18 protein-coding genes are annotated in these 23,817 nt (G+C 46.3%); 11 read left to right on the forward strand and 7 right to left on the reverse strand.

Going from position 1 to position 23,817, the window contains the following annotated elements:
* The 11 genes from G3R49_RS09035 to G3R49_RS09085 all read left to right on the forward strand — a co-directional run bounded on the left by G3R49_RS09035 (position 1) and on the right by G3R49_RS09085 (position 13,964).
* Complete coding sequence (locus tag G3R49_RS09035; RefSeq protein ID WP_167869438.1) at positions 1 to 1,596, forward strand: hydrogenase 4 subunit F; 1,596 nt, start codon at positions 1 to 3, stop codon at positions 1,594 to 1,596.
* Between the two features lie 13 nt (positions 1,597 to 1,609).
* Entirely contained in the window at positions 1,610 to 3,406 is a 1,797-nt protein-coding gene (locus G3R49_RS20305; protein ID WP_207234070.1) for an NADH-quinone oxidoreductase subunit C, read from the forward strand.
* Between the two features lie 9 nt (positions 3,407 to 3,415).
* A complete protein-coding gene (gene hyfH, locus G3R49_RS09045; protein ID WP_167869439.1) occupies positions 3,416 to 3,979 on the forward strand; it encodes a hydrogenase 4 subunit H in 564 nt (187 codons plus the stop codon).
* Positions 3,966 to 4,790: an NADH-quinone oxidoreductase subunit B family protein gene (locus tag G3R49_RS09050; RefSeq protein WP_167869440.1), complete on the forward strand. Its 825-nt coding sequence runs from the start codon at positions 3,966 to 3,968 to the stop codon at positions 4,788 to 4,790. Before hyfH ends, G3R49_RS09050 begins: the two co-directional genes overlap by 14 nt.
* Before the next feature lie 6 nt (positions 4,791 to 4,796).
* Positions 4,797 to 5,201: a formate hydrogenlyase maturation HycH family protein gene (locus tag G3R49_RS09055; RefSeq protein ID WP_167869441.1), complete on the forward strand. Its 405-nt coding sequence runs from the start codon at positions 4,797 to 4,799 to the stop codon at positions 5,199 to 5,201.
* A 2-nt stretch (positions 5,202 to 5,203) separates the two neighbouring features.
* Complete coding sequence (gene hycI / locus G3R49_RS09060) at positions 5,204 to 5,692, forward strand: hydrogenase maturation peptidase HycI (RefSeq protein WP_245335319.1); 489 nt, start codon at positions 5,204 to 5,206, stop codon at positions 5,690 to 5,692.
* 1,339 nt (positions 5,693 to 7,031) lie between these two features.
* Positions 7,032 to 7,580 (forward strand): 4Fe-4S dicluster domain-containing protein, encoded by a 549-nt coding sequence (locus G3R49_RS09065; RefSeq protein WP_130601085.1) that lies wholly within the window; start codon positions 7,032 to 7,034, stop codon positions 7,578 to 7,580.
* Positions 7,581 to 7,632: 52 nt separating this feature from the next.
* Complete coding sequence (gene fdhF / locus G3R49_RS09070; protein WP_167869442.1) at positions 7,633 to 9,792, forward strand: formate dehydrogenase subunit alpha; 2,160 nt, start codon at positions 7,633 to 7,635, stop codon at positions 9,790 to 9,792.
* Positions 9,793 to 10,126: 334 nt separating this feature from the next.
* Complete coding sequence (locus G3R49_RS09075; protein ID WP_210147171.1) at positions 10,127 to 12,268, forward strand: sigma 54-interacting transcriptional regulator; 2,142 nt, start codon at positions 10,127 to 10,129, stop codon at positions 12,266 to 12,268.
* 91 nt (positions 12,269 to 12,359) lie between these two features.
* Positions 12,360 to 13,262, forward strand: coding sequence for a formate dehydrogenase accessory sulfurtransferase FdhD (fdhD, locus tag G3R49_RS09080; protein WP_210147172.1), 903 nt, complete (start codon positions 12,360 to 12,362; stop codon positions 13,260 to 13,262).
* A 219-nt stretch (positions 13,263 to 13,481) separates the two neighbouring features.
* Positions 13,482 to 13,964 (forward strand): DUF3127 domain-containing protein, encoded by a 483-nt coding sequence (locus tag G3R49_RS09085; protein ID WP_167869443.1) that lies wholly within the window; start codon positions 13,482 to 13,484, stop codon positions 13,962 to 13,964.
* Between the two features lie 918 nt (positions 13,965 to 14,882).
* On the opposite strand, the gene hypA is transcribed toward G3R49_RS09085, so the two are convergent.
* From hypA to cobN, 7 genes are all read right to left on the reverse strand, one after another.
* Positions 14,883 to 15,245, reverse strand: a complete 363-nt coding sequence (gene hypA / locus G3R49_RS09090) for a hydrogenase/urease nickel incorporation protein HypA (RefSeq protein ID WP_167869444.1) — start codon at positions 15,243 to 15,245, stop codon at positions 14,883 to 14,885.
* A gap of 2 nt (positions 15,246 to 15,247) precedes the next feature.
* Complete coding sequence (gene hypE / locus G3R49_RS09095; RefSeq protein WP_167869445.1) at positions 15,248 to 16,261, reverse strand: hydrogenase expression/formation protein HypE; 1,014 nt, start codon at positions 16,259 to 16,261, stop codon at positions 15,248 to 15,250.
* A gap of 27 nt (positions 16,262 to 16,288) precedes the next feature.
* Entirely contained in the window at positions 16,289 to 17,431 is a 1,143-nt protein-coding gene (hypD, locus tag G3R49_RS09100; protein WP_167869446.1) for a hydrogenase formation protein HypD, read from the reverse strand.
* A 3-nt stretch (positions 17,432 to 17,434) separates the two neighbouring features.
* Entirely contained in the window at positions 17,435 to 17,737 is a 303-nt protein-coding gene (locus G3R49_RS09105) for a HypC/HybG/HupF family hydrogenase formation chaperone (RefSeq protein WP_167869447.1), read from the reverse strand.
* Between the two features lie 10 nt (positions 17,738 to 17,747).
* Positions 17,748 to 18,509 carry a hydrogenase nickel incorporation protein HypB gene (gene hypB / locus G3R49_RS09110; RefSeq protein WP_167869448.1) on the reverse strand — a complete coding sequence of 254 codons (762 nt, stop codon included), beginning with the start codon at positions 18,507 to 18,509 and terminating at the stop codon, positions 17,748 to 17,750.
* 247 nt (positions 18,510 to 18,756) lie between these two features.
* Positions 18,757 to 19,431, reverse strand: a complete 675-nt coding sequence (locus tag G3R49_RS09115; RefSeq protein ID WP_167869449.1) for a penicillin-insensitive murein endopeptidase — start codon at positions 19,429 to 19,431, stop codon at positions 18,757 to 18,759.
* Between the two features lie 384 nt (positions 19,432 to 19,815).
* Positions 19,816 to 23,814, reverse strand: a complete 3,999-nt coding sequence (gene cobN / locus G3R49_RS09120) for a cobaltochelatase subunit CobN (RefSeq protein ID WP_167869450.1) — start codon at positions 23,812 to 23,814, stop codon at positions 19,816 to 19,818.
* Positions 23,815 to 23,817 lie beyond the last annotated feature (3 nt).

The raw sequence follows: 23,817 nt of genomic DNA on the forward strand, positions 1-23,817 counted from the left end.
ATGTCTCCAACTGATATGTTGCTATTACTTATGGTGATCCCTTTAGTGGCAGCGGGTATCTCATTCGCTAGCATTAAAGGCGGCGAGGGTGGCCGCAAGATAGCTATAGGCTGTCACGCCCTGTCGATGATTGCCATTTTAGTGTTGTCATTTACCTTGGCTGGCACAGTGTTCTTTGATGGACCTGTGATGTCTGAGGGTCGCTGGTTATATCTAGATGGGCTATCTGGCCTGTTCTTAGGGGTACTGGGTTTAGTCTCGATTCTTACCGGTATGTACTCAATTGGCTACATTGGCCATGAGTATAAACACGGTGAAATCTCTGGCACTAAGGTATCGCTGTACTACGGCCTGTTTAATTTGTTTATCGTTTCTATGTTAGTGGCGGTAACGGCAAATAACGTGATTATGATGTGGGTCGCCATTGAGGCAACCACCATCTGCTCAGTGTTCTTGGTTGGTCTTTACGGTCAGCGCTCGTCACTGGAAGCCGCGTGGAAGTACATTGTGATTTGTACGGTTGGTCTTGCATTTGGTTTGTTCGGTTCAATCCTAACTTACTCAAACGCAGCAGCTGTGTTTGCTGACCCAGCTAATGCCATTTTCTGGACTGACATTCATCAAAATGCTCAGGCATTGGATACAACGCTAGTACATCTTGCGTTCATCTTCGTGCTGATTGGCTTTGGTACTAAGGTGGGCTTGTTCCCAATGCACGCTTGGTTACCCGACGCTCACTCCGAGGCGCCAAGTCCTGTGAGTGCACTGCTTTCAGCAGGGCTTTTGAATTGTGCTTTGTTAGTAATTCTACGTTACTACATCATCACGGTTAAAGCGATTGGTCCAGCTTTGCCGCAGAACCTGTTATTGATTTTTGGTTTCCTTTCGGTAGCGACTGCGGCATTTTTTATTATCACCCAACGCGACATCAAACGTCTGTTGGCGTACTCAAGTGTTGAGAACATGGGTTTAATTACTCTAGCTATCGCACTTGGACCACTAGGTGTGATTGCCGCACTACTGCACGTTATCAACCATAGCTTAGCTAAAACCCTCATGTTCTGCGGCGCCGGCAATATCTTGCTGAAATACGGCACCCGTGACATTGGCATTGTGAAAGGCATTTTGCGTGTTGCGCCTATCACAGGTGTGTTAGTGGTGATTGGTGCATTAGCCCTAGGCGGCGTGCCTCCATTTAGCATCTTTGTCAGTGAGTTCACTTTAGTGACAGCCGCCATTGGCGACGACAGAGTGCTATTTACCATCGTATTACTACTGATCTTAACCATTGTTCTTGGCGGTTTAGCTTATATGGCAGCCCAATGCGTGATGGGCGAGCAACCTAAAGAAGTGGAAAAAGGTGAGCTTGGCTTTATGACCTTAGCGCCAATGGCTGCGATTGTAGTAATGCTAGTTGTAATGGGGACAGCCATTCCAACATCTGTACTAAAAGGGATTGATAGTGCAGCGCTTGTCATCCTTGATAGCGAAGAAAGTAGCGTGATGAATACTTTGAATCTTCCTCTCAAGTCTCTTCATCAAACTCAGCAGCAGGCCAATGCCGATCTGACTGAAATCCCACTAGCGCAGCAATAAGCGAGGAGTTCCTGTGGATTTTAATACTAATTATCAAAGCAGCGAAGACGCCCCAGTTGGGGGCGCGAAACAAGCATTTAGCCATGCCAACCATAAAAGAGATAATAAAATCGGTTACGGCTATGTTGCAGGGGTTCATCAATTCTTTCCTTCGGCAATTATTGAAGAAGAGTGGCAAACCGAAAACCAGGTCACTATCACTGTGAAACCAACCTCATTAATTGAGGTGATGAAGTGGTTGTACTACGAGCAAGGCGGCTGGTTAGCTGTGTCATGGGGTAATGACGAACGTAGCATCAATGGTCACTTCGCCCTGTACCACGCGCTTTCGATGGAAGGTGAAGTGAAAAGTTGGGTAACGGTGAAAATCTTAATTGATGAGAAAACCCAGGAGTTTCCATCAATCACGCCGCACATTCCAGCAGCGGTGTGGGGCGAGCGTGAAGCCCGTGACATGTATGGTCTGCGTCCTGTTGGTCTACCGGATGAGCGCCGCTTAGTGCTACCGGATGACTGGCCAGAAGACTTACACCCACTGCGTAAAGATGCAATGGACTACCGTCAGCGCCCAATGCCTACTACTGAAGATGAGACTTACCCATTTGATAACCAATTAGGTGACGACTCAAACCGCATTGTGCCAGTGGGGCCGCTGCACATTACCTCGGATGAGCCAGGACACTTCCGCTTATTCGTAGATGGTGAGGACATTGTTGATGCTGATTACCGCATGTTCTACGTGCACCGCGGCATGGAAAAACTCGCTGAAACCCGCATGGGTTATCACGAAGTGGCGTTCCTGACTGACCGTGTGTGCGGTATTTGCGGCTTTACCCACAGCGTGGGTTACTCAAACAGTGTGGAAAATGCCCTTGGCATTCAGGTGCCAGAGCGCGCCAAGATGATCCGCACCGTGCTGCTTGAGGTTGAGCGTTTGCACTCGCACTTACTCAACATTGGTCTTTCAAGTCACTTTGTCGGCTTCGATACCGGTTTCATGCAGTTCTTCCGCGTACGTGAAAAAACCATGGAGCTGGCTGAGCTACTAACTGGCGCGCGTAAAACTTACGGTCTGAACCTGATTGGTGGTGTGCGCCGCGACATTCTCGCTGCACATCGCTCACAAGGTATCAAGATGGTGCGTGAAGTGCGTGATGAGTTTAACGAGCTGGTGGACTTCTTAATGGCGACGCCAAACCTAGATAGTCGTATTAGTGGCGTAGGTATTTTAGACCGCCAAGTTGCTCGTGATTTTAGCCCTGTAGGCCCTGCTATACGTGGTACTGGCTGGCAACGTGACGCGCGTATTGTGCATGGCGGCACGCTGGAATCTTACGGCAAGATGCCAATGGAGCTGCAGCACGAAAACACGGGTGACGTACGTGCCCGTGTGTTAGTTCGTGTACGCGAAGTGTATGACTCACTCAACATGGTTGAGTGGGGCTTGGACAATTTAGCACCAGGTAAGTTGCTAATCGAAGGCTTTGATTATCAACCAAATAAATTTGCGCTTGGCTTCACAGAAGCACCTCGTGGAGAGAACGTACACTGGAGCATGACAGGTGATAACCAGAAGCTATTCCGCTGGCGTTGTCGCGCGGCGACCTATGCTAACTGGCCAGTACTGCGCTACATGCTACGTGGTAATACGGTGTCAGATGCGCCGCTGATTATTGGCTCACTTGACCCATGTTACTCGTGTACTGACCGCGTCACCATTGTCGATAAGCGTAAGAGTAAGTCTAAAACTCTGTCTTACAAAGAGTTTGAACGCTACGGCATGGAACGTAAGCATTCACCGCTTAAGTAGGGAGACACCATGTTTAAATTATTTAAAACGATTGCTAAAGCGGGTGAGTCGACCACTAAATACCCCTTTGCTCCTTATGAAACCAGTGACGACTTTCGTGGTCGTCCTGAGTACGAGCCAGAGCAGTGCATTGCCTGCGCGGCTTGTACTCGCGCCTGTCCAGCCAATGCGCTGATTATGGAAACCAAAGAAACCGACGACTCACGTCGTTGGCAACTGAACCTCGCGCGCTGCATCTACTGCGGCCGCTGTGAGGAGGTTTGTCCAACTGGTGCAATTAAACTGTCGCAAGACTTTGAACTGGCGGTAGCCAACAAAGCCGATTTATACGAGCAAGCGGTATTTAAATTAGCCCATTGCCAAGAGTGCGAAACGCCATTTGCGCCAAAAAAAGCGGTGCAATATGCCCTTGATTTGCTAATTCAATCTGGTCTCGACCAAGAGCAAATTGATATTCGCGCTAAACAACTTAACACCTGTCCAGATTGTCGCCGTAAAGCCAATATGCTTGAAGGTGACGGACTGATGCAGGGCAATGCCTTGAAACAGGAGGTCGTCAATGAAGGGTATTAAGAAAATCGTTGGCAATGACCACACTACAGCGGTACCAGTCGAGATTGATGAACAAGCTGCAAAACTAAAAGGCACCTTGCTTAAAGACATTAAACGCTCAGCGTATGTATACCGAGTTGACTGCGGTGGTTGTAACGCCTGTGAAATTGAAATCTTTGCTGCCATCACGCCAGTGTTTGATGCTGAGCGCTTTGGTATCAAGGTTGTGGCATCACCGCGTCATGCCGACATCTTGCTATACACAGGGGCGGTAACGCGCTCAATGCGTATGCCTGCACTGCGCGCTTATGAAGCGGCGCCAGATCCTAAAATTGTGGTGTCCTACGGCGCCTGTGGTAATGACGGCGGTATCTTCCATGACCTTTACTGCGTATGGGGCGGCACTGACAAGATCATTCCTGTGGATGTGTACATTCCAGGTTGTCCACCAACGCCAGCGGCAACCATTTATGGCTTTGCAGTGGCGCTTGGTTTGTTAGACCAAAAACTTAAAGCAAAACACCATGATGAGCGTGAAGGCGAAGTCGTGACCTTGAAGCACACAGGCATTCCACTTGAGATCAAAACCTTGATTGAACGTGAAGCCCGCCGCTTTGCTGGTTACCGTTATGGTGCCCAAATTGCTGATGAGTTTATGACTGTACTTGCCAGTGCAGATCCATCCAATGTCGATGCAAAAATCAAGGCTTATCTCGACGAAAAAGAAGACCCACGTTTAACCGAGATTATCACTAGCATTAATCGCGCTGTGTTAAATCGTATGGGTCAACCTGCATCAATGGGCGAAGCTGTCGCCGTAAATCAAGGGTAATTGCCTATGTCAGACAAGGTGCTGTTTTACGCTTTAAGTCGCAAGTTTGTCGACGAACAAACAGATGTGCCGGAAGAAGCCAAATCGGTGATTTATTATGGCCTAGCCATTGGTCACCACTTAGGGGTCGTAGATTGCTTAAAAGCAGTGGTTACCTGCTCACGCGGTCAATATCAAACTTGGCTTGAATATCTGCCAGAGGGCAGCACGGCAAGGCGTAAGATGGAAGGTTTTTTCACCTTTGGCGAAATTACCATCTTTCCAGAGCATATTCATATGTTGGCTAATGCGTTTGAAGCTGCCATAGAGCAGCAAACAGACGAGTATCAGACATTGAGCCGTGATTTTATTAAGGCGTTAGGTGCGATATACCGCGAGCCCGATATGTACATGATGATTAGGGAGAGATAGTGATGACTGACATGAATCAAGATGCGCCAGCGAAAGTCAAAAACGTGCTATTAGCAGTAGGTAACAGCATGATGGGTGACGATGGCGCAGGCCCTTTACTGGCAGAGCTGATGATCAAAAATCCAATCGAAGATTGGGCGGTAATTGACGGCGGTAGCGCTCCAGAAAATTGCGTGTACAAGGTTCGTCAACTTGCCCCTGAACGGGTGATTGTATTTGATGCGGCAGAAATTGGTGAGCAAGCTGGTGAGGTGAGGGTGATTGACCCTGATGCCATTGCCGACATGTTTATTATGTCGACACACAGCTTGCCGCTGAACTTCTTAATTGAAGACTTAAAAACCTTTGTACCTGAAGTGTTATTTGTGGGCGTGCAACCAGCGATAGTTGCGTTCTCGTTCCCAATGACAGAGATGGTAGAAGATGCCGTTGGCGACCTATATCAACGTTTGCCTAATTGGCTAGGTAATGGTGGCTACGCGGTGATTTAGTGGTTCTTTGCTACCACTAGTTCGCTAGAGCTCGCTTGTTTTAGCGAGCAATAGTTTGAGGTTTGTGACGGGTTCTTTCGCGAGGGCTCGTCACTTTTTTTAGTAACTTGCCAGTTGGTTGAGAGTGTCCAAACTACGTTTTGCTTCATAGATTTAAATGACTTTGTCATTTTGCAACGTGCCGTTGCTCAAAGTCGTGGGTTTTCCACCCACACCCGAGCAAGAAGGGGATCAACAGCAATCCCCCTCTTGCATCTCCCCGTGCCGCTCCGGCGAAATTTTTGAAAAGCGAAAATTTCCAACGGAGTTTTATCTAGCGCCTGACTTCGTTTTTAGCCTGCTTCGCTCCATTAAAAAACACCTAACGCTTCCGATGGGGAGTCCCTTCCCCTCGAAAGCTAGTCGGCCATCCATGGCCGAGCTCACGGTGTTTTTTCATTTCACTCTGGTGGTATGAAGGCTGCAAAGAAAACAATACAACTCAAAGATAGCTGCCAATATGAATGCAGCTGCAGGCTAGATAGGTCTCCGTTGGAAGTGCCCGAATGCCTAGAGCTAATTGACGTGATGGAGGCAGGACGCCGACATAGCCTCAGGTGAGCCATGGATGGCGAATATGAGGCGGTAGTCAATTCGCTCGTTTGGCATGAGGAACAGCACTTCGCCGGAGCGTTGCGGGTTTCCAAAGGGGAACAAACGCTTTTCCCCTTTGGTCGGGTGTGGGTGGAAAACCCACGACGTTGAGCAACCGCACGTTACAAATGACGAAATCATTAAAGCCTATAAATTTGCAATGAAATTGAAAGCATCAAATCAACTCGGGTGTGGGATGAAATCCCACGACTTTGATCCAAACGGAGTTTGGAAAGATATACGCAATCGAAGGTTGCAAATCACGAAGTCATTAAATGCTAATCCAAACAATGATTGGCAGGTCTAGCGAAACCGCTGCAATCAAACCCAATCAAAAATTCAATCATGGGAATTCACCCATGAACCCAAAAATGTGATCTGACGACACTGGTGTCGACGCCAATGTCGAAGCCGGGTGTCGACACCGACAAAACTGCCTGTAAATTAGTAAGCTCTTACTAAGTGTTGATGTTTAAGTTGTTGAAAATAATCACCTAAATCGAAATTTAATCGATTTTATCCCAACTGGTATACATCCTGCTTTGTATAAGTATCTGAAATTAAAACAGCAGATATATACAACAACTATAACTTCGGCTTGCCGTGTTTAGTGACAAGCTGAACTGTCAAATTGTCGTGTTAGTGGTTAGGTCTACTTAAGCCATAGATTTAACTTTAGGTTGATCGATTGAAGAAGGAATCACTTATGAATCGATTTGTGTTTGCAGACCCCAATCAGTGTATCGGATGCCGAACCTGTGAGGTGGCCTGCGTTTTATCTCATCAAGAGGTAAGCAAGATAGAGTCGCTTGATCCAAGCAAATTCTATCCAAGGCTTAACTTGGTGAGAAATGGTGACGTGACGACACCCATCATGTGTCGTCAATGTGAAGATGCACCCTGTGAGCAGGTTTGTCCAAACAATGCTATTTACCGTGAAAATGGTCAAGTACATGTTATTCAGTCGCGCTGTATTGGCTGCAAAACATGTTCTGTTGCTTGCCCATATGGTGCGATGAATGTCGTGGCATTCCCGGTTGAGCAACAAGGACCTTCAGAGCTATTTAAGATGAATACCATCAAGGCTCAAGCACTGAAGTGTGACCTTTGTGGCACGCGTGATAAAGGCCCTGCTTGTGTTGAAGTTTGTCCAACTAACGCGATTCGTCTTATCGAGCCGCAAGACATGGACCAAATCAAACAAGATAAACGTAAGCAAGCAGCAGTCGCTGCCTTAGCTGGCGTACCAGCGTGATGACTGGAGTGATTTCTAAAACTTTCTTGTTTTGAAATAACGGAGTGTAGAGATGAAGAAAACCCTGACGGTGTGCCCGTATTGTGGTACCGGGTGTAAATTAAACCTCATTACCGAAAACGGTAAACTAGTAGGTGCCGAGCCAGCTGATGGCCGGACTAACCAAGGTGAGCTTTGCTTAAAAGGTTACTATGGTTGGGACTTCTTAAATGATACTAATTTACTGACCCCACGCCTAAAAAGCCCAATGATCCGCCGCACTAAAGATGCAGACTTAGAAGCGGTTTCTTGGGATGAAGCTATCAAGTTTGCTAGTGACAAGCTAAGCAAAATCAAAAAGCAATATGGTCCAGATGCGATCATGACTACCGGCTCTGCTCGCGGACCTGGTAACGAAGCTAACTTTGTAATGCAGAAGTTTGCTCGTGCCGTTATCGGTACGAACAATGTCGACCACTGTGCTAGGGTGTGACACGCCCCTTCAGTTGCCGGTCTGGTAACAACAGTTGGTAACGGTGCTATGAGTAATGCCATCACCGAGATTGAAAAAACAAAATGCTTACTAATTTTTGGTTACAACGCTGCGGATTCACATCCAATCGTTGCTAAACATATCCTTAAAGCGAAAGCCAATGGCGCTAAGATCATTGTATGTGACCCGCGTAAGATTGAAACCGCGCGTATCGCAGACCAATGGATCCAGCTTAAAAATGGTTCGAACATGGCGATCATCAATGCGTTTGCTAACGTGTTGATTGAAGAAGGCCTATACAAACCTGAATTCGTGGCTGAAAACACTGACAACTTCGAGCAGTACTGCGAAACCGTGAAGAAATATACCCCAGAGTATGTTGAATCAATCACAGGTGTCACAGCAGACGAAATCCGCAAAGCGATCCGCACTTATGCTGAAGCATCAGAGTCTATGATCCTATGGGGTATGGGTGTCACTCAGTTCGGTCAAGCGGTTGACGTAGTTAAAGGTATTGCTTCAATTGCAGCAATTACCGGTAACTTTGGTCGCCCAGGTGTAGGTTGCGGTCCAGTGCGTGGTCAAAACAACGTACAAGGTACCTGTGACATGGGTATGCTACCTAACGTTTACCCAGGCTATCAGGCTGTGAACGATGACGCCGTACGTGAGAAGTTCGAGCAAGCTTGGGGCGTACAGCTATCAAAAGACCCAGGATATACGCTAACTACCCTTGGCCATCGTGTGAAAGACGGCAGCTGCCGTGCTTATTACATCTTTGGTGAAGACCCAGCGCAAACAGAAGCAGATTTAGCCCACTTACGTGAAACAATCCGCGGCATGGAGCTGGTGATTGTTCAAGATATCTTCATGACGCAAACCGCTGAAATGGCTGATGTAATCTTCCCATCAACCAGTTGGGGTGAGCACGAGTGTGTCTACTCAAGTGCTGACCGTGGCTTCCAACGCAGCTTTGCCGCCGTTAATCCGCCTGAAGGTGTATTACACGACTGGGAAATCTTCTGTCGCATGGCGACCGCCATGGGTTACCCAATGAAGTACAACAATACCAAAGAAATTTGGGATGAAATTCGTAGTCTAGCGCCACTGTTTGCCGGTGCAACCTACGAGAAAATGGAAGGCTTGAAGTCGGTGCAATGGCCTTGCCCAACTGAAGACCATCCTGGTACTTCTTACCTGTTTGAAGGTGGTAAGTTCACCACGCCAAATGGCAAAGCACAGCTATTTGCCACTGAATGGCGAGCGCCACTTGAGCAACCAGATCATGAGTATCCGCTAGTACTATCGACAGTACGTGAAGTGGGCCACTACTCTTGTCGCTCAATGACAGGTAACTGTAGCGCACTACAAACCCTTGCTGATGAACCAGGCTATGTGCAAATTCATCCTGATGATGCCCGTGCGCTCGGATTGCGTGACCAGCAGTTGGTTTGGATTTCATCTCGCCGCGGTAAAGTTATTACCCGTGTTGCCATTAACGATCGCGTTAACATGGGCGCAGTGTATATGACTTACCAATGGTGGATTGGTGCATGCAACGAGCTAACCATTGAGCACCTTGACCCCGTGTCGTTTACTCCTGAGTACAAGTACTGTGCGGTGAAGATTGAAGGCATTGAGGATCAAGCATGGGCTGAAAACTATGTGAAGTCTGAATACAGCGCACTGAAGTCTAAGCTCAAAAAAGCGGCTCAAGGCAGCGCAGAAGCTGTGAGCTAGTGAATAACAGTTTGCTATAACGGCGAGCTAAAACTTGGCCTAGTTGGGTGACAAACCAATACCTAACTAGGCCAAACATTCAGGTCATTATTTAGCTCGCAAACCGGCTGACTTTGTTACGCATTAGCTTGCCTGACAGCGTAAAACCTGTCAGGCATAACCTGACTCTTAAATAGATGAAATAATATTTTTTAGTCCAAGTTAGAAAGTGAGGAATATTACTATTACAGCTGCTTAAAAGTTAGCAATGTTCGATCTCTATCACTGAGAATTTTTAACGTCTAAATATAATCATATTAGATAATTATAAAGATAAAACTCGAGAGATGAGCACATGCTGAAAATGACACCTTTGATGGATGAAATTTCCACTAAGTGGGAGCCGATATTTATTGATGTTGCCCAAGAAGTATTACTGGCGACAGATGTGCAACAGTTAGTTTCGATTGTTAATAAATATCAATTCAAATTTGTCAATGTAAGCCGAATTCACGTAGTGCTGCGCACGCTCAATGAGATTAATAGCGATTGCTACAGTGAATATAACTACATCAACGGCGAAGTCTGTACCCATAAAAACTACGAAATACTCGACTTCGACGATGAACCAGGCTTAGCCATTATGAGCGCTGAGCAATTTGAACACAGTTATCCCTTGCTAGCGGGAGAGAGGAAATACTTAAATTTTTCAATTTATTGTCGTATTCCCTTGCTTGTTGATAGGCGAGTGGTTGGTTGGGCTGAGTTCCAAAGCAATCAGGTTGATGAGTTTAATAGTCTAGTTGTTAGTAAATTAAGGCAGCTAGCAAACATTATCAGTATTGGTATTGGTAATGTGCTTAATAAAGAAAAATCTAAAACAAAAGAAAAGCAATTAAGAGAAGAAAAAAAGAGCTGCGAAGTATTAGTTGATATTACCAATGCGGTATTAAGCCAAGACAGTTTACAAGGTTTAGCAAAAACGCTGCAGTCGCATATGAAAAAGCATTTTGGTATCGAGCATTTGAGTTTGATGTCCATTGATCATGAGCAGCAAGAGTTAGTTTGTCACGATGTATATAAAGTAAATAGCTTACAGGCACTGACCAGTAAATCTAACTCACTTGGTACTGACCTTAATATTCGTAGAATAAAAATTTTTGAAACACCGGCTGAAATTGTATTTAACACAAAAAAGCCGCTGCTTATATGTAAAGAGCAATTACAAAGTTATCAGCTTAAATACAAGTTTTGCGAGCATATCATTGCTCATAATTTGAATTCGGCCTGCGTAATTCCTCTGCTATTTAGAGGTCATATTTGGGGGGCACTAAAGTTTTGCCATAAGGACAAAGACTACTTTAAGCACTGTGATTTGGACCTGCTGCAACAGGTTGGTGCGCGGGCAGCCATGGGGTTGAACAACTTCCATTTGAATGCTGAATTTGCGCAAACGGCGCAGCTTAATGAGCCTGTTGTGTCTGAAGACATTGGCGAGCAGAGTGAGTTTAGCGACATTGTTTGTCAGTCTCAGGCCATGGCTGAAGTGCTAGCAAAAGTAAAAATGGTGGCGCAAAGCGATTGTACCGTGCTGATTTTAGGTGAAACCGGTACAGGTAAAGAGTTAATTGCCAGGGCTGTACATCAACTCAGTGCACGCAAAGCGAAACCTATGGTGAAGATGAACTGTGCATCGGTACCAGCTGGCCTGTTTGAAAGTGATTTATTTGGTCATGAAAAGGGTGCATTTACCGGGGCATTAACTCAGCGGATCGGTCGCTTTGAAATGGCTGACCAGGGCACTTTCTTTTTAGATGAAGTTGGCGATATGCCACTTGATTTGCAGCCAAAGCTGCTGCGGGTATTACAAGAAGGCGAGTTTGAGCGGGTTGGTAAGCATCAGTTAATTCCGGTTGACGCCCGTTTAATCGCCGCCACTAACTGTGACTTGTTAGAGATGGTTAACAACAAGGAGTTCCGTTCCGATCTTTATTATCGCTTGAACGTGTTCCCAATTGTGCTGCCACCGCTGCGAGAGCGTCGTGATGACATCGGCTTACTTGCAAAGCACTTTGTGAACGAAATTGCTACCAAGATGAATAAGACGATTACGTCTATTCCGGCTGAAACCCTTAGGCTACTAGCTCTGCTGCCCTGGTACGGCAATATTCGGGAGCTGAGAAATGTGATTGAGCGAGCGGTGATTACCACCCAAGGCAAGGTGCTGAGCATACCAATCAGTGAACTAAAAGCACTATTGCCCAGTGGCCATGAGCAGGTACTTAAACCAAAAGCTGATGCATCTATGGAGCAGGATGAAAAAGCTGCTCAAGAAGAACAAGATTTAGAGCGCGAGCAAATTATCGCAATCTTGAAAGAGACAAATGGCATTGTAGCCGGCCCTAAGGGCGCAGCTATTAAGCTTGGGCTTAAACGCACCACCTTACTGTCGCGCATGCAGCGTCTAGGGATCTCTTCCAAGAGTTTTGCCAGCTGACGAGCTTCAACTGACTGGCCTATTGATTGCGAAACTGCCGCCAACCCTGACTCAAGAATTGACACAAGTTTCGATATAAATAGGCAACACTATGCAAATGAATGAAGTCGTTGAACGAAGTGCCAGCCCCAAGGTTAAGGCGGTAAATGCTAAGCAACATAATCATGCCGCAGATAATTGCTGCGATGTTGCCCAGCGCAGTCAAGTCCATCAATATCGCGACTGTCACTGCCAACAAGCCCAAGACATGCTGGTGGTCGAAACCCCTGTCGCACTGATTTATAACGGCGTATCCCACGTGGTGCTTATGTGCACCAATAACGATTTAGAAGAGCTTGCTGTTGGTTTTTCGCTTACCGAAGGGATTATCGATAGTTATCAAGATATTCACGATATTGAGGTGGCGCCAAGTTGCAACGGCATTGAGCTGCATGTTGAACTTGCCAATCGCTGCTTGCACAAATTGAAAGATTTAAAACGCAATATGACAGGCCGCACTGGCTGCGGTATTTGCGGTACAGAAAGTCTCGACCGCTTTGCTAAACCCGTCACCCCACTGGGCTTTAACCTCACTTTAAATGTCGCCAAGATTGATGGCGCCCTAGAGCAATTGCGTGAGCATCAAGCGCTCAATCAGCTTACAGGCGCAACTCACGCCGCCGCGTATTTATCGCCAGAAGGCGAATTGGTGGCGATTTATGAGGATGTTGGCCGTCATATCGCGTTAGATAAATTGATTGGCTATATCTGCAAGCATCAGTTAAGCGGCGGCGCAATATTGGTGACTAGCCGCGCCAGTTACGAGATGGTGCAAAAGACCTTACTTGCTGGCATTGAGGTGTTGATGGCGATTTCCGCCGCCACCGAAATGGCAGTGAAATTGGCCGAGGCGAATAACCTCACCCTTGCAGGATTTTGCCGCCCAGGTAGGGCGTGTGTATACAGTCATGTGAGCCGGATTGAGCAAGAAGAGGTTGAGGTGCTTCAGCTATAAGGAGTCGGTTTTAAGTTTAAATTCATTCATGCATGGCCGAGTTTTTTGGTTAGTGCTGATTAATAAATAGAGGTAACTCTATTTATTACTTTTATTGATTTTTGCTCTCAGCATATTGACGTTAGCGTGTTAAGATCTGTTGCTAGTTTTTTTGCGCCACCATGCATAAAATGCAGTGGCGAGAAGTCTCATTAGTTGATTACACAAGAGCAAAGCAATATGTCAAAAAGTTATGAAATGACTGGTATTATCCATAGCATGGGGGAGACCACTACCTATGGTAACAACGGTTTTACTAAGCGCGAATTTGTATTAAAAGCCACGGGCCCAGATGAAAATAGTGCTTACCCTAACTATATTGCCTTAGAGCTCATTAAGGATAATTGTAGCTTGCTTGACCAATTTAATATTGGTGATGAATTACAAGTGATGTTCAACTTAACTGGGCGCTTGTGGCAACCAGCAGGTAAGCCTGAGCGGTGTTTTAATGCATTACAGGTGTGGAAGCTTTCAGCTGCACAACCATCTCAAACTGCTCAGTCTCAGCCAAGCGAGCCTGATTACAACTATAATCAGGCAACAAGCGTAAATCAGCCAACAAATTTTAATCAATCAAGTTCTGCAGCAACCTCTGTGGCTGCGAATCAAGGGCAAGAGTCAAAGTTTGCAAGTGATGTTTGGGATGACGATATTCCGTTCTAATTCCCTGTTTGTAGTGTTTGTAGTGTTTGTAGTGTTGTCGCGTTAATTCTATTAATACCCCTTGAAGCCTTATCTGATAAGTATCTATGTCTTGGTAGCGGTCAAGTTAAATTGGCCACTACACAGAAACTCATAGGCTTTAATGACTTCGTCATTTGCAACGTGCCGTTGCTCAAAGTCGTGGAATTTCATCCCACACCCGACCAAAGGGGAAAAGCGTTTGTTCCCCTTTGGAAACCCGCAACGCTCCGGCGAAATTTTTGAAAAGCGAAAATTTCCAACGGAGTATTATCGAGCATCTGACTTCGCTTGTAGCCTGCTTCACTCCATTAAAAAACACCTAACGCTTCCAATGGGGGTCTCTTATATATGGATATATTGATGTCGCGAAGGCATGGATGCCTTAAAGCGACACTTCCCCTCGAAAGCTAGTCAGCCATCTCTAGTATAGGGATATACTGATGTCACGATGGCAGGGATGCCAAAGAGTGACCATGGCTGAACTCACGGTATTTTTTAATTCCACTCTGGTGGTATGAAGGCTGCAAAGAAAGCAATAGAACTCAGCAACGACTTTTGATATGAAATGCCACTGCAGACTACACCTAGTCCCCTTCGGAATTGCCGAAGGGTGTTGAAGAAAATAGCGTGAGCCTGACAGGACGTCAGGCTCGCTTTCGTTTGGCCATGGATGGCCTATCGAAAGCGTTAGGTATTTTCGAATAAGCACGAGGAAAAACAATTTCGTCGGGGCGGCACGGGGAGATGCAAGAGGGGGATTGCTGTTGATCCCCTTCTTGCTCGGGTGTGGGTGGAAAACCCACGACTTTAATCCAAACGAAGTTTGGAAACGTTTGAGCAGCTGCACGTCGCAAATGACGCTGTCATTAAAAATAAACCAATCGTTAAACGGTCAGTTTAACCAACAGCTGCGACTTTTGGCCCAACTTCCAACTGCATCAAATACATATCCTCGCCATCCAACACCCGGGTATTGCTACTTTGGCATTTAGGGCAAATGATATTGTACTCACCGATCTCTTGCTTACTATCGCAATCCTGACAATGCAGCACTAGCGGTTGGATATGCATTTCTAACTCGGCGCCTTTGCAAATACCCTCTTCTTTAAAGGTATCAAAAGCGGTTTTAAGCAAGTCTGGCTCGACGCCGCTAAGGACGCCGACCTTGATACTTACTCGTTCAATGCTATCCGCTTGATGCTGAGCCGCGTGCTGTTCACATTGCTCAATCAGGGCTAATACAATCGAGTATTCATGCATAACTAGCAGATCCTTGGTAGTAACTCACCTTGTGGTAAGTCGATGTAACGGCTGCTGCCCCATGGGGTTTTAAGAATAACTTTGCCGTTGTGCGCCTCGGTAACTTCACCCACGATAGCGGCATTTTTGCCATCTTCATGGGCTTGAATAAGGTTCAATGCTTGCTCAGCGTGCTCTTTAGGTAGCGCGATGATAAAGGTACCTTCGTTGGCTAAATCAAAGGCTTCAAAGCCATATAGTTCACATAGGCCTTTTACTTCATCGGCAATGGGTAGCTCTGACTCTTGCACTGTAATGCCAACATCAGATGCGCTTGCCCACTCGTTAAGCACGGCCGCTAAACCGCCGCGGGTAGCATCGCGCATAGCGTGAACGGGGATATCAGCGTTAAGCAGAGATTCAACCATAGGCCAGAGGGTTGCGCAGTCGCTGGTAAGCTCTGAGTCGAGGGTTAGGCCTTCACGTGCCATAAGAATGGTAGCGCCGTGGCGGCCGATATCGCGCGAGACAATAATCGCATCGCCTGGCTGGATGTTTTTAACCGAAATGCCTTGTTTTTGGATTTCGCCAACACCTGAGGTATTGATGAAAATGCCATCTGCGCAGCCTCTTGGTACGACCTTGGTGTCGCCGCACACGACTTTAGCACCGCTTTTGGCAAGCTCACTGGCCATTGACTCAACGATGGTTTTTAAATCGTCAATGGCAAAGCCTTCTTCAATGATAAAACTGCAGCTTAAATACTCTGGCTTGGCTGCCATCATGGCGAGATCGTTTACTGTGCCTGCTACGGCTAGCTTGCCAATATTGCCGCCTGAGAAGAATAACGGCGCAACGGTAAAAGAGTCGGTGGTGAATGCAGTTGGGCCGTTTAAATTTAATGCGGCAGCGTCTTCTTCGCTGGATAAAATCTCATTGTCGAAAGCTTTGAAAAACAGCTTGTGGATCAGGGCATTCATTTCCTTGCCGCCACCACCATGGCTTAGCTGGACTTGTTTTTTTGGGTTATTGCTCATCATATTTCCTTAATTGGCTCAGCTACGTTAGGCGTTTTCGGTAACGCCGCTGTAACGGTAGTAGGCGTTACATGCGCCCTCTGAGCTGACCATACAGCTACCCATTGGCGAGTCTGGGGTACAGCCTCGAGCAAAGACTTTACAGTCTTTTGGCTTGCATAGACCACGGAGAATATCGCCACATTGACAAGCTTTATGATCTTCAATTGGTTCGTGTTGTAAGATGTCAGCAAACTTGATTTCGGCGTCGCGGTGCTGATACTCATCGCGAAGGCGCAGTGCCGACTCAGGGATGGGCCCAAGGCCGCGCCAGCGGAAGTCTTCGCGCACACACAAGTAAGTGTTTACTAACTCTTGCGCCTTAGTATTACCTTCGGGCGTAACTGCACGGGTGTATTGGTTGTCTAGCTCGGCCACACCTTTGGCGCGCTGAGTGGTAATGCGCAAAATCGACTCCATCACATCCACTGGCTCAAAACCACTGACGACTACAGGTGTGTTGTAGTTATCGACGGCAAAGCGGTAGATTTCGCTGCCTTGAATAACGCTCACGTGAGATGGGCCAATAAAGGCGTTAACGCGCACGGCTGGGTCGGCCATTACTGCGCTAATTGCTGGTGGCACCAATACGTGGTTGATGTGGAAATAAAGGTTAGTAATCGCTAACTTCTCGGCTTGTTCAAGCAACACCACCGTCATTGGGGTTGAGGTTTCAAAGCCAATGGCAAAGAACACCACTTTTCTATCTGGGTTATCTTTAGCGATTTGTAGAGTATCGAGCGGGTCGTAAATTGGGCGCACGTCGTGACCATTTGCGCGGCATTGTGCCAGAGAGCCTTTTGAGCCCGGAACGCGGATCATATCGCCTAAGGTCACCAAAATAATATCTGGTTGTGAGGCGAGGGTGATGGCGTGATCAATACGCTCTTTTGGCATGATACACACAGGACAACCTGGGCCGTGGATAAACTCAATATTGTCTGGCAATAGCTGGTTTAGGCCGTACTTCATGATGGTGTGAGTATGACCACCACACACTTCCATGATGTTGATTTTCTCGGCAGGATCGCGCTGCTTCACTAACTCCGCCTGCTGCTTAATTTGCTCTGCGAGTCTGGCGATGGTTTCTGGCTCACGAAAGCCCTGATAAAGTTGTTTTAACTCAAGCATGGCTTAGACCTCGCTTTTTGTATCTAGTGACGCCATAGCCTCTTGTTGTAGCGATTCTCTTTGTGCTGCGATCTCTGGCTCCATTTTTTGCGCCATTTCGTCATATAGAGCAAGCGTTTCCAGCGCTTCGGCTTTGTCTATTTTGTTCATGGCAAAGCCGATGTGGATCAATACATAATCATCAATGGCCAGTGGCTCATCAATCAGGTGATAGCTCACTTTGCGCTTAACGCCCATAGTGTCAACGGTAATGCTGGTTTCTTCTGGATGCAGCTCAACAACTTTTGATGGAATAGATAAACACATAGCGGCCTCGTTACGCAGTATCAGCGTTGGCGCTGATGATGTCTTGATGGTTTTGCTCTAGCCATTGGTTAACAGCTTTTAGAGTTTCAGGCTCTTTGGTCGAAACCTCTAATACAGTCGCATCTGGATTGAGCTTATGGATATGGGCTTTGGCATCTGCTACATCAAAGTCAAAGTAAGGCAGCAGGTCGCATTTGCTGATGATCACTAAATCGGCGCGGCGGAACATGACAGGGTACTTTTCAACTTTGTCATCACCTTCTGGCACTGACAGTAAAACGATATTCTTGTGCGCACCTAAATCATAACTTGCTGGGCAAACTAGGTTTCCGACGTTTTCTACAAAGCAGATGTCAGCTTTTTCAAGAGAAACATTGTGCAGGGCATCGTGCACCATAAAGGCATCGAGGTGACATGCTGAGCCTGTTTGAATTTGGAAGGCTTCAATGCCTTTGGCTTTTAGGCGGTCTGCGTCGCGAGAGGTTTCTAAATCGCCTTCAACAACGGCGTAATTAAGCTTGCAGTGATCAACCAAATGTTCAAGTAAAGTGGTTTTACCGCTACCAGGGCTACTCATCAAGTTGTAGGCACTGATATTGTGTTTTTGGAAATGCTCACGGTTGTGATTTGCTTGAACGTCGTTTTTATCGAGGATCTTGTGGATCACTGATAAGGTTTTCTCGTCATTGAGTTGCGGGTTGCTGCTGATGTCATCGTGATGGTGATGATGTTTGTCAGAGCGTGTAATGGAACAGCCACAGTCGGTACACATATCGTATTCTATCCTGTCATATAATCCTTACTTGATTGTTATCTAATTAACATCTGAGTTGTTTGATCTAGGTCGGGTTTTAGCCGTTGTTATTGAGCTATTGATAAAAGCTTGATGTGAATCAGTTTATGGCTAAAGTTGCGATGGATTCGTTATTTCGTTTTTGCTGAAATAACATTTAAAATCAGTCGGATAGAGTACTGTAAATTTCGATAATACTGCTGTCTTGTAGTGATAAGTACCTAGCTTAATTTTTACAAGGAACGCTAAAGTCAACATGGTAGTGCTCATCATGGCGCACCCATGAACGCTTTTTTGAGAATGTGATATGTTGCTTTAAGTAATTTGCGTATCGAGTTTTAAAGAGGTGAGGTTGTAATTGTGGGTCGAAAATCACCCGCCAAATTTCGATTTCGTTCGCTAGTGCGGCTTTGTGTAAAGATACGATATGAGCAGCCATTGCGTCGTAATCAATCATTAAACCGTCATATTGATCGTTAGCATCGAATTCAATGTTATAACCTAATTTATTAAAGACGTTTGTGGGTAAATGTACTGAGTTCCCCTTGTTATCGATTACCGGGGTCATAAAGTCTACAGATAGGCCATTCCGATGGGTTTTATGTGGTCTGAAACGACCACCGGATTCAAAGCCTGTTTCTGCGTATTTAAATACTTTGTTCGGATGCTGCTGATATAAGTGTGCATAGGAGGACACGATTACGTCACGCACTTTTGAATGAACATACGTTCGCCCAGCTAATCTTGCTGCGTAGCTGTAGGTAACATAGTTGTCGCCTTTAGCTGGAAGCTCAACACCATTTTCTAAGCGTCCATTTGAGGTTGTGCCATAGCAAACACTTTCCTTTGCGTTTGCGTTGAAACAAACAATAGACAGCAAGACCAAAAGTGTTCTCGTCATAAAGTAATAATCCTTTTACTTGATAGAGCAAATCGCTTTAACTTCAAGCAACAAAATGTAGCAAAGAGTAGATATATTAGTAAGTTAATAATGGTTTACGTTGCATCAAACTTGCCATAAATCGCGCCGATAAGTTATTTGCCGCGCCATTTAAGCAGGTCTTTGCCGCAGGGATGCGGCGGTGAAGCCATCAAGGATGATTTAACTGCGTCCTGCGCAGATGGTCGGCAAATGGGCTGTGCCAGAATCCTAAACCAGATAACAGCTATTATTTAAGGCTTGTCTAGCGATTAAAAAGCCCCAATACACGAGTGTATTGGGGCTTTAACTTTGCTGATTTAGCTAAACCTAGCTAGATCAAAGTCTGTCCTGTTTAAGTAAAAGTTATATATATTTCAGTGGTTTACGGGCACTTTGTGCATGGCTGATAAAGCCCAGAGCGAATACTAATAGCATGAGGTAAGCCAGTTTGTAGTCAGCCTCAACAGGCTCTGCTTTCGCTTGCTCTTCAAGCTTTTGACCACTCACTTGCTCCATTTGTGGCTGAGCCGCTTGTGCATTGGCTGGTGGTTGTAGCGCCTGCGCTAATGCTTGAGATAATGGCATTAAACCAAACCCAGCGGCTGTGGTATCCATATACTCGTTGAACTTTTCGTTGTTGGTGGCAACGTCAAATTCAGTGGCTAGCTCAGTATAGGTTTCGACCATTTTCTTAATGGTGGCTTCATCTGCCTGCCAGTAACCTTTGCGCACCGCTTCAAGCATACGTTCAAGAATTTGCGCAAGTGATTCCGCGTTGTGCTCTTCAAAGAACTCACGCATATCCATGTCGTACTTATCTTCAACATAAACTTCGAAGAACTCTTGCCATTGATCGTCGCGAATTGCCTCTGGCGTCATCACTTCCCAGCCCCACATATTGTTCATGCGATCTAGAATGGCTGTCGCGCCAGCATAACCTGAGTCTTGCATCGCTTTAATCCAACGAGGGTGGAAGTAGCGGCTACGCATTTCGTGGTTAACAAACTCTTCCAAGGTTTGGGTTTTTAGCTTGTCTTTTTTACGCAGGTTCGACACGTACATTTCAGGCGTTTTACCATCTAGGTTACGCACTGCAAGGCCGATACCGCCAAAGTACTGGAATGGGTCGTCATTGGTCATTAACGCATACAGGTTGGTCGAGCGCGAAAAGATAACGCCTTCGGTGCCTGATAGCACCTTGCCATACAAGGTTTGCCCTTCGCCAAAGGTGTCGGCAACATGCTCGCTCCAGCGTTTCTCGTCGTGACCATAGGCGTAACCCATACGTTTTAAGTACAAGTTTGCTAGCTTGTCATCTGTCTCCCAGGTATCTGACGCCAGTGATGTATCGGCAAGGCCAGTACCATAGTTGCCAGTCTCGTTGGAGAAGATACGAATAGATGACAGATAATCCGCATCTTCTTCGCTCTTACCACTGTCTAGCAGCTCTTTCTTCAGGGCGTTAGCGTTACGGAATACGAAGTTATTCTCCTCCTTCATTTTGGCGACTTTATCAATCGCTTTTGCTAGCCATAACATCACGTTAGGGAAGGCGTCACGGTACAGTCCCGTCGCTGAAATCACCACATCTATACGTGGGCGTTTTAGCTTGCTGTATTCGATTATTTCGGTATCAGTGATATTGCCTTGCTCGTCCCACACAGGTTTTAAGCCCAGCGCGTGCAGAATTTGCGCCTCCAGTGCGCCTTGATGACGCATGGTTTCCAAAGACCATAACGAGAAGGCTAGCTTTTGTGGGTACTTACCATGTTTAGCCACATAAGCGTCAATGGTTTGGTTCATTAGTTCGACACCCGCATCGTAAGCCTCTTTTGAAGGGACTTTTGCTGGGTTAAAGCCAATCAAGTTTCTACCGGTAGGCGCAGCTTGCGGGTTACGGATTGGGTCGCCGCCATAGCTAATTGGAATGTAAGTCGCATCAAGCGCGAGTAATAAGTTCTCAAGCTCAGCAATGTTTTGGAAGTTATGCCAATACTCGGTTGCTTGCGCTAAATCTGCCGCCAGTTGCACATTCACGCCGGTGAGTTTCTCAGGAGTGTTAATGTGAGCTTTTAGTAGTTGAAAACCTTCAAGGGCTTGCAGGTTACGCACGTTGCGCTCATCAAACTGCTCAGCGTCTGGCAAGCTTAAGTTGTGTTTTAGCTCATACTCAGCTGCGCGCTTTGTGAACTTGCTACCGAGCATTTGCAGCATGGTTGAGTACAGGTGATCTTCAACGGGGAGTTCACCATAGGTATGCACGCCAAGAGGCTGTGCTAGTTGCGCTAGGTTATTAAGGTGATCTTGAATTTTCACCACACTGACATCAAAGTTGGCCTCAACATCGGCTTTCTCAAGACTTAGGTCTTTGAGCATGTTGAGCTTTTCTGCCATGCGGATGATTTCGTTTTTGGTGTTGAGCTGAGTTTGCCCCTCTGACAGCACCATGTAGTTGTTGATTTTCTCAGACAGCTCCGCCACTTCGGTATACAGGCCTGCTTTGGCAAAACCTGGAGTTAAGTGGCTGAGCAAAGTTGCGCGGCCGCGGCGTTTTGCCTGCATGCCTTCACCGACATTATCAATAATGTATGGGTAAAACACTGGCAGGTTGCCAATAGCCAGGCTTGGCGCATCGTACACAGAAAGCCCACGCTCTTTACCGCTTAACCACTCCTGACTGCCGTGGGTACCAAGGTGAATATAAGCATCAGTACCAAATACTTCGCGGGCATATAAATAGATGGCGAGATAACTGTGGTTAATGGCCTGCTTAGTATCGTGATACAGGTTAGCGTGCTCTTGTTCATCTTCGCCGCGCACACCTTGTGGCATAACAATCATATTGCCTAGTTTCATTCGCGGGATCACAAAGGCTTTTACTTGCTCACCATCGATCGAAGCATCGCGTAACATGCCACTGTCTTGTGGCTTACCCCAGCGATCGATGATCGGTTGGCGTACGTTTTCTGGCAGTTGATCAAACCAGTTTAAGTAAGTGCTGAGCGGTAAATAATCAGCTAAATCTTGACTGATTAAACCTTCGGCATCTTCACCTCGATAATAAGGTCTAAGTAGCTTACCTGCCGATTCTATAAGCCATTTGTTTGATTTTACATCTATGCTGTAGCCCTTGCTGTGCATAGCTTGAGCAATGTTTTCTATTGATGACGGGACATCTAAAAACGCTGCGCCAATATTCTTTTCACCCGGTGGGTAATTCCAGATGAAAGTTGCGACTTTTTTGTCCTGTGGTTTGATGTGACCAAGGCGAGCATGATTGAAGGCGCGATCGACCAAAGCGTCTAATTGGTAATCGATCACGGTTTTTACGCCATCATTATTGGCAGCGATGATCGTGGGATCGGTGCTTCCTGTATCTTCTGGCATCACCAAGAAAAACGGTGTTAACGATGGAGAAACACCCGCGTTGTCCTCTTCAAACTCTTGCTGCGATCCTTCAGTGTAGTTAAGAGCGTGTAGTACAGGCACGCCGAGTTTTTCAAACTCTTGACGGCGCTTAGCAGCATAATGCAGCGAGCGGTAGTTAATGAGTAAATCAACTCGGGAGATGGTTTCGCCCTCAACCTCGGTTGATAGTAAGTCAGTGTAGTTTAGGTCTTTGTCTTCACCTTCAAAGAAGAAACCAAAGGCTTTAGCGCCTTTTGTTTCTAGGCGTTTAAGCAGTTCATCAACAATTTGTGCTTGTTCATAGTCAACAATGCTGCGATGAATACCTACTGCAATCACAACTTGATTGGCTTTGGGGGCTAGGTAATCAAAAAATGCTTGCTCATTGTTTGTGACTAAACCTTTGAAACCATAGTGATACAAGCCAATGTTAGGCACATTAACTGGTTCGTCGGCAGTTTTACTGCTGAGTTTAAACTGGGCATTGGCAAGGTAATCCATCATATTGCGATAGTTTAGGCTGCCACCGTTTTTGTAGTATTTGGCTACTTGCGCGCCGATTTTACCATCAACGCCTTGGTTCATTGTTTTGTTAGCCAAATCGCCCAGTGAAATACTTGCCACTTTAAGCTTGTCGGCAATCGGCTCATATTTGGCAAACATGTATTTTGATAGTGCAGGGTTGATGCCATCTAACATGACCAAATCTGCCTTGCTCCAGGCGGCTTCAACTTCTTCGTCAGATTTGTTTTTAAGGGAGTAGACTTCAAGCTCAAAAGGCTGGCCTTGTGCCACCTTAGTGAGCAAGTCGCCTTTAGGTTTCGATGCGTGGGATGACATCATCAGTAAGACTTTGGGCTTGTCGCTAGCTGAACTATCGCTAGCCTGTGCTGGCACGACAAGTGCCAACTGGCTTGCGAGCAGGACAAGCAATGCAAATGCATATTTCAACATGAT

The sequence above is a fragment of the Shewanella sp. WXL01 genome (assembly GCF_012263345.1).
Classification (GTDB): domain Bacteria; phylum Pseudomonadota; class Gammaproteobacteria; order Enterobacterales; family Shewanellaceae; genus Shewanella; species Shewanella maritima.

Coding starts and splice junctions, on each gene's coding strand:
- hycI (WP_245335319.1), top strand. CDS start 5,204: ATGACTGACATGAATCAAGATGCGCCAGCGAAAGTCAAAAACGTGCTA.
- hyfH (WP_167869439.1), top strand. CDS start 3,416: ATGTTTAAATTATTTAAAACGATTGCTAAAGCGGGTGAGTCGACCACT.
- G3R49_RS09065 (WP_130601085.1), top strand. CDS start 7,032: ATGAATCGATTTGTGTTTGCAGACCCCAATCAGTGTATCGGATGCCGA.
- G3R49_RS09085 (WP_167869443.1), top strand. CDS start 13,482: ATGTCAAAAAGTTATGAAATGACTGGTATTATCCATAGCATGGGGGAG.
- G3R49_RS09075 (WP_210147171.1), top strand. CDS start 10,127: ATGCTGAAAATGACACCTTTGATGGATGAAATTTCCACTAAGTGGGAG.
- hypB (WP_167869448.1), bottom strand. CDS start 18,509: ATGTGTACCGACTGTGGCTGTTCCATTACACGCTCTGACAAACATCAT.
- G3R49_RS09035 (WP_167869438.1), top strand. CDS start 1: ATGTCTCCAACTGATATGTTGCTATTACTTATGGTGATCCCTTTAGTG.
- fdhD (WP_210147172.1), top strand. CDS start 12,360: ATGCAAATGAATGAAGTCGTTGAACGAAGTGCCAGCCCCAAGGTTAAG.
- hypA (WP_167869444.1), bottom strand. CDS start 15,245: ATGCATGAATACTCGATTGTATTAGCCCTGATTGAGCAATGTGAACAG.
- G3R49_RS09105 (WP_167869447.1), bottom strand. CDS start 17,737: ATGTGTTTATCTATTCCATCAAAAGTTGTTGAGCTGCATCCAGAAGAA.
- G3R49_RS09050 (WP_167869440.1), top strand. CDS start 3,966: ATGAAGGGTATTAAGAAAATCGTTGGCAATGACCACACTACAGCGGTA.
- hypE (WP_167869445.1), bottom strand. CDS start 16,261: ATGAGCAATAACCCAAAAAAACAAGTCCAGCTAAGCCATGGTGGTGGC.
- hypD (WP_167869446.1), bottom strand. CDS start 17,431: ATGCTTGAGTTAAAACAACTTTATCAGGGCTTTCGTGAGCCAGAAACC.
- G3R49_RS09055 (WP_167869441.1), top strand. CDS start 4,797: ATGTCAGACAAGGTGCTGTTTTACGCTTTAAGTCGCAAGTTTGTCGAC.
- cobN (WP_167869450.1), bottom strand. CDS start 23,814: ATGTTGAAATATGCATTTGCATTGCTTGTCCTGCTCGCAAGCCAGTTG.
- G3R49_RS09115 (WP_167869449.1), bottom strand. CDS start 19,431: ATGACGAGAACACTTTTGGTCTTGCTGTCTATTGTTTGTTTCAACGCA.